This is a genomic window from Paranoxybacillus vitaminiphilus (genome assembly GCF_003259935.1).
GTDB classification, from domain to species: Bacteria; Bacillota; Bacilli; order Bacillales; family Anoxybacillaceae; genus Paranoxybacillus; species Paranoxybacillus vitaminiphilus.
Window position 1 is genome coordinate 47247 of record NZ_QLMH01000015.1, and the last position, 13490, is coordinate 60736.

Sequence of the window (13490 nt, forward strand, 5' to 3'; positions counted from 1 at the left end):
ATGATTTTAACATGTACGATAAATTTAATTGTGACAAAAAAAGAAAGGAAGAAAATGAAAACCCCCAAAAAAAGCACGTAAATACTTGACGAAATACATTCCTTCTATTCAAAAGGCCTTTATTCCCCAAAAAAATTCATAAATAATGGAAAAAACAAAAAGAAAAAGCCTTTCACACGAAAGGCTGTCACATTTTATCCAAATTTTTTTCATTAAATGTTCATAAATTCACTTTTAAAAAAAGCCATAAACAGCTATTTTTGCACCTGTAATTGGAATTTATTTCAAGATTAATCAACTTTCTTTTCCTCTTATCTTGTCGAATTTTAATAACGTTCAGGGAGTGACATTACACCAATCTTAAAGATAGAAAAAGGGAAACTTAAGCTTTATCTTCTCTTGTAGAACATTCTGTAAAACAAAATTTTTCGAACGGTGACATACATTATTTTCTAATTTTGCTGTTGTCTGTTTCTTTTGGAAGTTCAGTATCTTTATAGTGGACATACACGATGCGGTCGCGTCCCATTCGGTTTCAAAAGCCCGTTCAAAAAAGAGCCAGCAAACAGCACAATGACACCTTTATACCATTGCGGCATGCGTTGCTTTGTCAGCCTGCAACATTAAGTTTCTAATGCCTACATGAAGGTTGGCAAATCTTTCGTCGTCTACTTTACCTATTTTATAACGGTAATATATTTGCTGCAGTACTACAGCTATTTTGTAAAAAGCAAAACTAAGATAATAATTAAGCTTTGAAATATCTCGTCCAGATGCTTCAGCGTATAAAATGGCCAACTCTCTTCTTGTCATAAAACCTGGTTGATTCGTTACAGCCGTCAAGCCGGTTTCTTCATCTCCCTCTTCTGTCCAATAAGCAAGGCTGATGGCAAGATCGAGAAGAGGATCTCCGATTGTCGACATTTCCCAGTCCAATACGGCAGTAATTTGATCAGGGTTTTCAGGATGAAACATAATATTATTCAATTTAAAGTCATTGTGAATAATGGTAACATCTGTAGAATCCGGTATACTATCAATCAACCAATTTTCTAGTTTTTCAACAAACGGCAAATCATCTGTTTTGGATTGTCTATAGCGTTGAATCCAACCATTCACTTGCCGCTTTAAAAACCCCGCTGGTTTTCCCAGCGAATCTAAATGATTTTGATAGACATCAATATTATGCAAATCGACTAATTCTTGAATAAACGCTTTAGAAATCTGTTGCTTTATTTGAGAAGTGTTCCAATCAGCGGGAAGCTCTTCATCTAATACAACACCTTTTTTGAACTCCATGACATAAAAGTGCTTATCCATTATATTCGGGTCTTCGCAATATAATAATGGTTTTGGTACTTTTGGGTATACAGAATAAATCTTTTTTAACAGGTTATGCTCACGCTTCATATCATGTGCTCTTGCCGGCAATTCTCCAAAAGGAGGTCTTCGTAATACTCCCTCCCACTGGCCGATGCGCACTAGATACGTTAAATTTGAGTACCCGGAAGTAAACGGTCTAATCTCCAATTCCCCAGCTTCATCCATTAAATTTAACTCTGTCCTTAAATATTTTTCGATACGGCTCCAATTAATATTTTTGGTCACAAAGATCCCCCTCCATGTTTTGTTCAAACTCTTTGATCATCGAACGCGCAACAACCATGCGATGAACTTCATCCGGTCCGTCATAAATTCTCGCAGTTCTTGCTTCACGATAAAATCCTTCAAGAGGAGTATCGCCCGTTACCCCGAGAGCTCCGTGTACTTGAATCGCTCTGTCAATAACGTTATGGAGAACTTGGGCGCCAAAAAATTTGATGGCGGAAATTTCTTTTCTTGTCTCCTTTCCGGTATCCATCATCCACGCAGCCTTTAAAGTCATTAAACGGAAAGCTTCAATCTCCACTGTAGAATCAGCGATAAAATTTTGGATGGTTTGATAACCGGCTAATCGTTTTCCGCGTGTCTCCCGTTTTAATGCATAACCTATCATTAAATCTAAACTTCTTTTGGCTATGCCTATCCAACGCATGGCATGTGTAATGCGCCCTGTACCAAGCCTCAACTGAGCTAATTTAAATCCTTCCCCGCGCGGCCCTAATACATTTTCTTTTGGAACTCTGCAATTGGTATATCGAACTTCGCAATGCCCTCCTGTGAAATGGTCGCCAATAACCGGGATCTCCCGGACGATTTCAAACCCGGGATTATCGTGTTCTACTATAAACAAGCTAAACTGTTTATGAAGGGGAGCATCCGGATCCGTCTTTGCCACAACAATGGAAAAGCTGGAACCGACGGCGCCTGTCGTAAACCATTTATGTGCATTAATCACCCATTCATCTCCATCAAGTACCGCCGTTGCTTGTAAAAACCGCGGATCGGATCCAGATACTTCAGGCTCGGTCATTGCAAAACAGGAACGGATATCTCCATTTACAAGAGGATATAAATATTTGCATTTCTGCTCTTCTGTCCCTGAGTGCCATAATATTTCACTATTTCCGGCATCAGGAGCCATTGAACCAAAAATGTAAGGTCCTATAGGACTGCGCCCAACCACTTCAGATAGCAGCGCTAAAGAAACAAGCCCCAAGCCCGCTCCCCCCGCTTCTTTCGGCATATGCGCCGCCCAGAGCCCCATATCTTTTGCTTTTTGTTGAAGCGGTTGAAGGATTTCCTGAGGCAAACCCCGATGCGGAACCATATGCTTTTCATTCGGATATACATATTCCTCCATAAATGCTGTCGCTTTTTCGATCATTTCTTTTTGTTCAGATGACGGACTGAAATTATACATACGACCACTCCTTAACTTTTTTATAAACATTTACATGCATTTTTCATGCCAAATGAAAGTTGAATAAGCATTTTACTTTTACACCGGGAAAATGATGAAAAAATGAATCGAATAATTCATAATATTAAAATATTAAAGAAAAAGGAGGGGTAATTATTCAAACTTTACTTGCGAAGACAGAGAAACTGCAAAAACATATTCAGGAGTTAAATACGGAACTGAAAGAATTGCGGGAAAAAATAAGCCTATACGAGAAAGCAATGAATGCCAGCTATGATCCAATCTTTATAGCAGACAAGAATGGATATGGAATAAAAATGAACGAGGCATATACCCGGGTTACAGGCATAACAGAGGATCAGTTGATTGGCCGGCACTTGAAAGAGGTTGTTAAAAAGGGAATTATATCCGAATCCGTTTCACTAAAGGTTTTAAAAGAGAAAAAAAGGGTGACAATCATTCAACATGTAAACGGGAAAGAACTTTTAGTTACAGGAAATCCGATTTTTGATGAAAACAGGGATGTTTCCCATGTTGTTACAAATCTCCGAGATATATCAACTTTAAAGAACTTAGAAAAAGAATTAAACAGAACAAAAGAGCTCGCAGAGAAATATTTACAGGAACTAAAGGCTTATCAAAAGAAGGAAGATGTGATCCATCACGAGGGAGTTATCGCGAATAGCAGCCAAATGTTAAACGTTATTCATTTAGCGCAGAAAATAGCGCCATTTAACTCAACAGTCTTACTGTTGGGAGAATCAGGCGTTGGGAAAGAAGTGATCGCCAATCTTATTCAGAAATTAAGCAATCGGTCAGATAAACCGTTTATTAAAGTGAACTGTGCAGCCATTCCAAAAGAATTGATTGAATCTGAGTTATTCGGCTACGAAAAAGGGGCTTTTACCGGCGCCGACAGCAGAGGCCGTCCTGGATTATTCGAACAAGCGCACACTGGAACTATATTTCTTGATGAAATTGGGGAAATGCCGCTGCAGCTTCAAGGAAAACTCCTGAGAGTATTGCAAGAATTTGAAGTTACCAGAATTGGCGGACGACGAACCATGAAAATTGATGTTCGTATCATATCGGCAACTAATAAAGATTTGGAGTCTTTAGTTAAACAGGGCGAATTTCGTGAGGATCTTTATTATAGATTGAATATTATTCCGATTAAAATTCCCCCCTTGCGCGAACGCCAAGAAGACATTCCTCTGCTTGCAAATTATTTTTTAGATATAGCAAACAAAAAATATCATCTTAACAAACAGTTGACAGATGATGCTTTGCTTGCGATGAAGACGTATTTATGGCCGGGGAATGTTAGGGAAATGCAAAATTTGATTGAACGGCTTGTCATTATAACAGAATCGGATTACATCCATTCCTCTCATTTGTCTTTTTCCAATCCAACCGTTTCCGAATCCCATCCTATACAAAAAACAATGAAAGAAGTCATTCAAGATATCGAGAGAGAAATGATTTTGAAAGCGATTTCTAAATATAAAACGACAAGAAAAGCGGCAGAGATTCTTGGGATCAGCCAATCCGCTTTAGTAAAAAAAATGCAGCGATTAGGTATATAACGGTACTGATTCATTTTTTCATCAATGATTCTTTCAGGAATCATTTTTTTATTGTAAGGAACAATACAGTTAATAATATTCATAACTTTTTAAATATTTTTATTGGCATACAAATTGCATTTAATTAAGTACAGCAAGCTGATTTTAAATTAAGGATAAAGAGGTGTAAATGATGGATATGAGCCGTTTTCCTTCTTTTCGGCTAGATGGGAAAGTTGCGCTTGTTACAGGCGGAAGCAAGGGAATTGGTTTGGCGATGGCATGCGCCCTGGGACTTCATGGAGCGAATGTTGTTATTGCAAGCCGCAATGCTGACGATTTAAAAAAAGTTACAGAAGATATGAATCATCAAGGATTGAATTTCTCATGGATACAAGCAGATGTAACAGATAAAGAAAGTGTTCATTATATGTTTGACAAAATTATTGAACAGCACGGCCGTCTGGACATCTTGGTGAATAATGCCGGGATGAATATTAGAAAGCCGCTTATTGAAGTAGAAGAAGAAGATTGGGATCGAGTATTAAATACGAATTTAAAAGGCATATTTTTAGTCGGTCAGGCAGCTGCAAAACAAATGATGAAACAAAGAAGCGGGAAAATCATTAATATTTCTTCGATACTCGGTGGAATCGGAATGCCATTTCAAACGAGTTATGCCGCCAGCAAGGGAGGCATTAATCAATTAACGAAAGTGTGGGCAAGCGAACTTTCTCCTTACAACATAAATGTGAACGCGATAGCCCCGGCTTATATAAAAACGCCAATGACATGCGCTTGGCTTCAAGATGAGGAGCGATATAAGGAAATTGTTCGAAATACAATGATGAATCGGATTGGCGAACTCGAAGACGTAGCCGGCCCGGTTGTCTTTCTTGCATCTGACGCATCCAATTATATAACAGGACACATCTTGTATGTAGATGGCGGCTGGACTGCGAAATAATCATCATTAAGGGGGAGTTTTATGATTATCGAAGGGCAATTATACGGACGGAATGTGAAAATGTTCGCTGAAAGACCGGCTCATATATATGAAATGTTGGTCGATTCCGCGAAAAAATTTCCAACAAAAGAAGCATTGGTAAAAGACAATGTACGATTAAATTATTCGGAGTTAAAAAAACAAGTCGATATAGTGGCTGATAACTTCATTCAGAAGCAAGTAAAAAAAGGAGATAGAATCGCGCTATTGCTCGGAAATGAAATAGAATTTGTCTTAACCGTGCTGGCATGCGCGAAAATTGGCGCTGTTTTCGTGCCGCTTAACATAAAGCTTACAGCGAACGAATTAATCTATATGATGACAAACTCTGGTGCAAAGATGCTGATAACCGATAGTAAACTTGTTAAACCACTCGAAGACTGGCTGATCAACAGCAAATTTATTCAATACTGCTATTTAATAGATGACCATCAACCGTCAAAAAATATGTACTCGTTTAAAAATGAGCTTCTAAAAGAAACCGGATCTGAAACTGTATATACAGCGCCATTAGAAACAGAAGCTCTTTATATCATGTACACTTCTGGAACAACTGGACTGCCAAAAGGAGCTGTCGGAAGTCATATTAACGCCATCCACAGCTGTCTGAACTACAAACATGTTTTAAATACAGATCATAACGTACGCACCTTAATTGCTGTTCCGCTTTTTCATGTTACAGGTCTTATTGGCCAGCTTCTCCATGTAATTTTAGTAGGCGGAACAATCGTCTTAATGGATCGTTATCGGACGGAACGATTTATTCGATTAATCAATTCCGAAAAGATTACTTTTTTATTCAATGTACCGACAATCTATGTGATGATGATGTCTCATCCATTATTCAAATCGTTCTCTTACGATTTTGTACAAATAGTTGCGTATGGCGGCGCCCCTATGTCCAAGGAAACCATCAAGGAATTAAAAAACTATTTTCCAAACGCTTCAATGCATAACGCCTATGGTGCTACTGAAACGACTTCACCAACCACTATAATGCCTAAAAATTATCCAGTTGAAAAAACAAACTCTGTAGGATTACCTGTTCCAGTCGCTGACGTAAAAATAGTCAACGAAGATGGCACCGACTGCGGACCTGCTGAAATCGGCGAATTGTATATTAAAGGACCAATGGTTATTAGAGAATACTGGAATAATAAAGAGGTTAACCTTGCTTCTTTTAACGAAGACGGCTATTGGAAATCTGGTGATATTGCTTATATGGATCAAGATGGCTTTGTTTATATTATGGATCGGAAAAAAGACGTGATTAATCGCGGCGGTGAGAAGATATATTCAGTCGAGATTGAAAATATTTTATATGCTCATCCAAAAATTCTTGAGGCTGCAGTGGTAGGGATTACAGATCCTTTGTTTGGAGAGGAAGTAAAAGCTTATATTGTTAAAAAGCCAGGCGAAGAACTAACTAAAGAAGAAGTGATTGCTTTTGCGCGCAAATACCTTTCTGAATTTAAAGCCCCAAAACAAGTAGAATTCATTGAGGAGCTCCCGCGAAATCCTGGAGGAAAAATCTTAAAAAATAAACTGATTGAGATGTCTAATGACCAATAAATCATGACAAATATCGAGATGACTTCTATATGATCTAAACATGCAGGAAAAGATGTGACGGCTATTGCGGTTAGATCAGTTATTCACCAGCATGAAGTCATTTTTGAAAGCGTTACCATAATAACACCTGATAAATGTAGAGGCGAATCCCTCCACTGTTCCTTGTTCTATTACAAAATTTCAGAGGCTGCCCATTTTATAGAGAAAATTCCGGAAACATCAGCTAGAAAAATTTTGATTTCTACAAGGAGGTCATAAATATGCAAACAAATGTACAAACAAATGCTTCGCTCAACAAACAGAAAAATCATTTCATGTCAAGATTGGCACTCTTTTTTGCTCGAATTGCAGAAAGATGGCTGCCTGACTCATTTGTTTTTGCCGTCATTCTTACGATCATTACTTTTCTAGGCGGCATAGTTGTCAATGGAAAAAGCCCGATTGATATGATTACCTATTGGGGGGATGGTTTATGGGCGTTATTGGCATTTACTGCTCAAGTGATTACCACTTTTGTTATGAGCTATGCTTTAGCACTTACCAAACCGGTTTCCCGGTTGCTCGAAAATATCGCTGGCAAGTGTAAATCCCCTCATTCAGCCATATTACTTGTAACATTCACTTCATTAGCAGCTTCATTAATCAGCTGGGCTTTCGGATTAGTTGTTGCTGGAATTATTGCAAAGCTTGTTGCAAAAAAAGTTCGTGATGTTGATTATCGTGTACTTGTCGCTGCTGGTTATTCTGGATTTGTTATATGGCAAGGCGGTCTCTCATCCTCTGCTGCTCTATTTGTCGCTACCAAAGATCATGTTTTCCAAGATCAAATAGGTATCATCCCGACTTCAGAAACGATATTCTCTGCTCTTAATATGGCAATTATAGCCGTTGTCTTTTTTACATTGCCTTTCATTATGAAATTAATACATCCAGTAAGAAAGGAAGATCGATTTATTATTGATCCAAATCTGCTTGATGACTCGATTGAAGAACAGGATGAACAGACAAATTTTGTAAACGATAAAATAGAAAAAAGTCGTATGATTACCGTTGTGGGAGGAATTCTAGGATTAGCCTATTTAGTGATCCATTTTTCTAAAAATGGTTTTTCTCTCGACTTGAATACGGTAAATCTTATTTTTTTCACTCTTGCGCTTTTATTATTTGGAAATGTTAGAGAGCTTGGAAGAGGTTTAATAAAATCTTCTAGTAGTGTTAGCCAAATTATTTTACAGTACCCTTTTTATGCAGGGATTATGGGGATGATGTCCGCATCCGGATTAGCCGAATGGTTATCTAACTTTTTTACTAAATTCTCAACCAGTGAAACACTCCCATTATTCACCTTTTGGTCTGCTGGATTTTTGAACATGTTTATTCCATCAGGTGGAGGACAATGGATAGTACAGGCGCCAATTGCCATTCCAGCTGCACTGGAAATGGGGATTGATCCAGCTAAAATGGTAATGGCTGTTGCTTGGGGTGAATGGAGCAATATGATTCAACCGTTTTGGGCAATCCCGCTGCTTGCCATTGCCGGTCTTAGAATCAGAGATATTATGGGGTTTACCACTATCACATTTATTTATGTTGGTATAATTGCTTCTATATTCCTGCTTATTTTATAATTAAGACCAAAACATGTAGTATTCATTAAAAAGAGTATGAAAAACTAAAATAAACTGAAGATAGGGTGACTTATCTATCTAAAACAATTGTTGATAAGTCAGCCCTATTTTTAATATCATATGGCGCTGTTTTGCTCAGTTCATATAGCCAGAGAAACACTTTTTCATGCTCGGCCGGGATAATACAGTCATTCATCTGCCCTCTTCCGGTTGGAACAAGCAGAAAGATGTACCACATGATCGCTTTCAAATCCGCAACCAATTTCGCCATTTCTTCTAGATGGTCATAATTGTAATGTGAAATGATCGTGTTAATTAATTCTGTACAAATGGAACATCGTTTTTAGATAAGGAAACGCAACAAACAAAGACAATCATCCGAAAAGCCGTAAACGTAAAATCAGCGAGGACTATTCTGAAATAATGCTAGGCATTCTTGTATAGAAAGTATTTCCAAAGACTCTTGCGAATGTAGAGAGTGCCGGGCTACCTCCATTTAAGCGAAACACTGCTTAACGAAGAATAATAAATGTGTTCTATTTTCATATTTTGAACATCATTCGTAACCCAATTGCCATGTCAATGCATGAAAAATTGATGCGCTCTATGTTGAAATGACTGGAATATGTTATAATGATAGAGATAATTAAAATGAAGAAAGGAGCATGTCCATGGCCGAAATTACAAATGAAATGATTTTGCAAGCGATTAAAGAACTGGCTGAGCAGCTAAAAAATCATACGGAAGAAACGAATAAGCGGTTTGAACAAATTGACCAACGCTTTGAGCAAATCGACCAACGCTTTGAGCAAATTGACCAGCGGTTTGAACAAATCGACCAACGCTTTGAGCAAACGAAGCAGCAATTGGTCGAAATCAATGAGCGGTTCGACCAAATCGAACAAAAGATCGCGCAGATGGACAAACAGCTCACTGATGTAGCAAACGGTCAAAAAATTCTCGTGGAAGAATTGTTTGACAATAAAAAAGAAATCAAGCGAGTCAAAAATGTCCTGAACATGTATTAGCCGCATTCCGTCTATTGGGCGATTTTCTGTTTGGACAAAAACTCGATTCGCTTGCCAAACGAATCGCGAAACGAAAACCGAATGACGCATGGAATCAGCCTTTTACTTTGTATCGGCACACTGTTTTCTTCTCAATAGCGTCTGACTTCTGTGATCTTTTCCGCTTCAAATGCCGGATGGCTTTACTACTCTTTTCCACATCCGACATGCAACTCGATATCTCTTGCTTTGTACCAAAGATCGCCATTTGCTTTGAGATCCTTGGGCTTTTTACTTCGGTTACTTCGAAGCGTGTCAGGCAAAGATTCCAAAAATTCACTCTCACCTAATCACCAATAACAAGCTTGTCAAAATCATTCCATTCGAATAGACTTAAGGAAAGGAGATTTTTTTGAAAGGAGTAAAAAAATGGAACAGAAGCTGGACTTAATTTTAGAAAAAGTGATGTCTATTGACAATGAACTAAAAAATGTACATGCCCGGCTAGATCGTATCGAAGTGCGCTTGGATCGAGTAGAAGAACGGTTAGATCGAGTAGAAGAACGGTTGGATCGAGTAGAAAAGCGATTAGACCATGTTGAGCAGAAACAAAAATCGATTAAACAAGCTGTAATGGAAACAAATGAAGAAGTGAAAAACCTTCAAGAAAGCTTCAAATCTGTTTACGAAATTATCGGTGAACATGACGTTGCCATCCGTACGTTACGAAAAAAAATCATGTAACATACAGCCACCTCAAAAAGTGATTGCTTCACTTTTTTCTTTTTTTCAAAGTGCTTCACAAAGTTTCATGACCCCTGTTATTTTCTAAAACCCCGCGTACAATATTAAAAATCGAGACGTGCCAGGCGCCGATTCTCAATAGTTAAGGAACGGGATATCGCGAAAGATCTGCAAAGAATCATGGAGTTTCAATTCCTCATAGTTAAGATAAAATCAATAAGCTCCACTTTTGCACGCCCAACGTAGGTTTGTACAAATTCTTTAACCGTTACTGCATCAACAAAACCGTTTATGATTTTCTCTTTTGGTATCGTGAACTGAAACGTATGGGAAGAAGTTAACGTTTTTTCATCTTTTAGTTCTGTCTGTGGTGTAGTAACCTCTTTTTCTCTTGCACTAAATATCCATCTTTTTATCTTGGTGGTATCAGTAAGTCCATATAGCTTTCCTGTTACTTTTGCATTTACTACTACATCTGTATTTTCAAACTTTGTTAGTTCTGGAGTCACTTCAAAGGTAGTTTCTGTATATCTGTCTGCTTCGGGTTCAACAATTAATGTAATGGTTTTCGACGGCTCTTGAACATCCTTATCGCCCCAAACACTTTCAATAGAAGTGTATCCCTCTAAACGAATGGTATGTGTTCCTACTCCATATTCATCGCGAGTTAAATTGAATGAGCCGCTCTTTAATGTGTATTGCTGCTTAGAAGTTGAGTTATAATCAGAAATACCTAAGTTGCTGTTACCTTTTGGGTCAAAAGCTGCTTTTAAGGACTTTACTTGATTAAAATTAAAGTATTTTCCAGTACCGGCAGCTTTCGCTCTGACCGTGTAATGAACAGTCGTTGATGTGGCATTGGATGGAATGACATAAGTTTCTTTATCCGTTGCAATAGTTCCTTCTAATAGAACTCCATTTGCAATCGGGGGGACATTGAATGTCGCATACCATATTTTCCCCCTAGAATCTCTATGCCTTGTATACACGCTACCCCATGACCTCCATGTAGGCGCCGTCTGTACCTCCGCAAAAGCTCGTCCACCCATACTGTTCACCGTTAAAGTAGTAGCCCCATGTCCTTGTAAGGGCGTGTAGTAAATTTGATTGTATTGGGCATCGTCTAATTTATTCCAAGATACAAATTTAGGATCTACCTCTATAAAGTTCCAATCCTCTGGCGCGTCATCTCCTCGAGCATCGTTTGGAAAACAGTAGTTTGTGACAGATTCCCCTGCGTAATTGTATCCTAAATACTCATATTCGGAACCGCCTTTTGGACACAAACTACCATTCTTCCATCGTCCATGCTGATTGCCGTAAACAATTTGGTTATAGACTTTGTAAGTAGAAAAATTTGCTTTATACCCTTGAGTGTTATAAACTTGAACATCGATATTTCTTAAATATTCCTCGAACTCCGCTTCAGTATCGGGATAAGCCGCTTGTACTATATGGATAAACGGAAAAGAACATTGCAATAACAAGATGAAAATAGTCAATAAAACCAAAACTCTTTTTCTTTGAGAAGATAGAATTTTGTTCACCCCCTAACATATGGCAATAATGTACTTTGTGGAATATTCATATACCTTCTTTCGTTTATAAATAAGTGAAATACACCACAAGACGATGACCAGAAGTCAGAATATCCAGTTGGATATTTCCAATTCGTTTTGTTTCTAAAAGTTCTTTATTAGGGTGATATTCAATGTATTTTGCTAAGATAAAATTGTATATATCCACTCCATTTGGAAATAGAGCGATTAAACTATCTTTTAATTTTTGAGTATAAATAGGCTCTGTGAACGTCTTTTTATCCATTTTGTTATAATCAAACCACAAACTTCTAATATCTAACATGATAATAGGTTTATCACTAAATGACTTAAGCGGCTTTTTTCCATAATTCATATAGCGATCTTCATTTAGAAAATAAGCAAATCTGTAATTTCCCATTGCATTTCCAGCGGCAGTTCTTCCGAATGCAATTCTTACACGCTTACCAAAATCAGCTACTTCCTCATACTGGGTTGTCACATAGAAATTCGGATCTAAAAGAGATTTTGTCACTTGATAGATTTGGCGATTAATATATGGATTGAGCTTATCGGATGGCAAGTAATTTTCATATTTGCCATACTCCCCAAATAAAAGGACTCCATTCTTAATAATCTTTTGTCCCTGTGTATAAGGGCCGAATCCACCAAAGTAGTTCATAATATTAGGGTCATCGAAAGGTGAACCTTTAATTGCTCGGTAGACAAAAGCAGCCATTTGAGCCCTTGTTACAAGATTGTTCGGTTTGTAAGTCAAGTCATGATATCCGTTTGTCACTTCGGATGCCGCTAATTTATCAATATATTGATAAGCCCAATGCTCACTACCTACATCTTTAAAATTCATTGGATAATCTCCACGTAAATCAAATGTTTCAACTAATACTTTAGCCATTTGCGCACGTGTTAAAGGGTTATTGATTCCAAATTCCCCATCGTTTTGTCCTTTAAAAATTTGTTCGTTTACAACCGCTTTAATATAGCCATAATCAGGATGTGTTTTCGGCACATCTGGAAAGTCAACATCTTTGTACTTCGGATCATGAATATCTAGTTTTAGAGCTTTTGCTAACATCCTCGCAGCATGTCCTCTTGTAATATTGTCATTAGGTGCAAACTTAGTTCCCGATAATGCTTCTGCTATATCATTTTCTAACAGATATGTGATTTCCTTATAAGCCCAATAAGACGGGGAAACGTCAGAAAAACTCATTAACTTACTTTGATGGGTAGCGTTTACGATACTCTTTTGATTAATTTCCCCATTTGATGCCTTAATCGTACCGGCTGTACACCCCATCAATAAAGCTGCACTTGTTAATGCGACTACCATTTTTTTCATTGATCACTACCTCCCTAGTTCCGTGACGAATTTTTATATGTAAAAATTTGCCATTTTCTAAAATTATATCACAAAAATTTAGAATTTTCAACCTGTTAGACATATTTTTTGGAACATACGGATTAAAATTACTAGGGAATCTACTTAATTTTTATACTCTTGTATAGTTTTGAACTACCACTAGGCTAAAGCCATAGTGGATTCCTAAGTACAGAGTTCTATCGAACTCTAATTGATTAGGCTATCCCCGTAGTTCCTACGGTT

10 protein-coding genes and 1 pseudogene are annotated in these 13490 nt (G+C 37.7%); 6 read left to right on the forward strand and 5 right to left on the reverse strand.

Annotated elements, in window-relative coordinates:
* Positions 1-582: 582 nt before the first annotated feature.
* Both B0I26_RS14165 and B0I26_RS14170 read right to left on the reverse strand, forming a co-directional pair.
* Positions 583-1608 carry a phosphotransferase family protein gene (locus B0I26_RS14165; protein ID WP_245934806.1) on the reverse strand — a complete coding sequence of 342 codons (1026 nt, stop codon included), beginning with the start codon at positions 1606-1608 and terminating at the stop codon, positions 583-585.
* On the reverse strand, positions 1592-2803 hold the full coding sequence (locus B0I26_RS14170) for an acyl-CoA dehydrogenase family protein (RefSeq protein ID WP_111646079.1): 1212 nt from the start codon (positions 2801-2803) through the stop codon (positions 1592-1594). Before B0I26_RS14170 ends, B0I26_RS14165 begins: the two co-directional genes overlap by 17 nt.
* Positions 2804-3030: 227 nt before the next feature.
* Here B0I26_RS14170 and B0I26_RS14175 point away from each other — a divergent pair, with 227 nt between their 5' ends.
* From B0I26_RS14175 to B0I26_RS14190, 4 genes are all read left to right on the forward strand, one after another.
* Entirely contained in the window at positions 3031-4389 is a 1359-nt protein-coding gene (locus B0I26_RS14175) for a sigma-54 interaction domain-containing protein (RefSeq protein WP_281268717.1), read from the forward strand.
* A 169-nt stretch (positions 4390-4558) separates the two neighbouring features.
* On the forward strand, positions 4559-5335 hold the full coding sequence (locus B0I26_RS14180; RefSeq protein ID WP_245934808.1) for an SDR family NAD(P)-dependent oxidoreductase: 777 nt from the start codon (positions 4559-4561) through the stop codon (positions 5333-5335).
* Positions 5336-5356: 21 nt separating this feature from the next.
* The gene (locus B0I26_RS14185) at positions 5357-6946 is read left to right on the forward strand and encodes a class I adenylate-forming enzyme family protein (protein WP_111646082.1); all 1590 of its coding nucleotides are present in this window, start codon (positions 5357-5359) and stop codon (positions 6944-6946) included.
* Between the two features lie 260 nt (positions 6947-7206).
* Positions 7207-8574, forward strand: a complete 1368-nt coding sequence (locus B0I26_RS14190) for a short-chain fatty acid transporter (protein WP_111646083.1) — start codon at positions 7207-7209, stop codon at positions 8572-8574.
* A 100-nt stretch (positions 8575-8674) separates the two neighbouring features.
* Here the strand turns inward: B0I26_RS14190 and B0I26_RS14195 are convergent.
* Positions 8675-8890 (reverse strand): annotated as a pseudogene (locus B0I26_RS14195) (radical SAM/SPASM domain-containing protein); the annotation flags it as partial.
* A gap of 355 nt (positions 8891-9245) precedes the next feature.
* On the opposite strand from B0I26_RS14195, the gene B0I26_RS14200 reads away from it, so the two are divergent.
* Both B0I26_RS14200 and B0I26_RS14205 read left to right on the forward strand, forming a co-directional pair.
* Positions 9246-9602, forward strand: coding sequence for a hypothetical protein (locus B0I26_RS14200; RefSeq protein ID WP_111646084.1), 357 nt, complete (start codon positions 9246-9248; stop codon positions 9600-9602).
* A gap of 408 nt (positions 9603-10010) precedes the next feature.
* Complete coding sequence (locus B0I26_RS14205) at positions 10011-10325, forward strand: hypothetical protein (RefSeq protein ID WP_111646085.1); 315 nt, start codon at positions 10011-10013, stop codon at positions 10323-10325.
* 188 nt (positions 10326-10513) lie between these two features.
* On the opposite strand, the gene B0I26_RS14210 is transcribed toward B0I26_RS14205, so the two are convergent.
* Together B0I26_RS14210 and B0I26_RS14215 are read right to left on the reverse strand one after the other, a co-directional pair.
* A complete protein-coding gene (locus B0I26_RS14210) occupies positions 10514-11872 on the reverse strand; it encodes an Athe_2463 domain-containing protein (RefSeq protein WP_146612815.1) in 1359 nt (452 codons plus the stop codon).
* A 55-nt stretch (positions 11873-11927) separates the two neighbouring features.
* On the reverse strand, positions 11928-13226 hold the full coding sequence (locus B0I26_RS14215) for an S-layer homology domain-containing protein (protein ID WP_111646087.1): 1299 nt from the start codon (positions 13224-13226) through the stop codon (positions 11928-11930).
* Between the last annotated feature and the right edge of the window lie 264 nt (positions 13227-13490).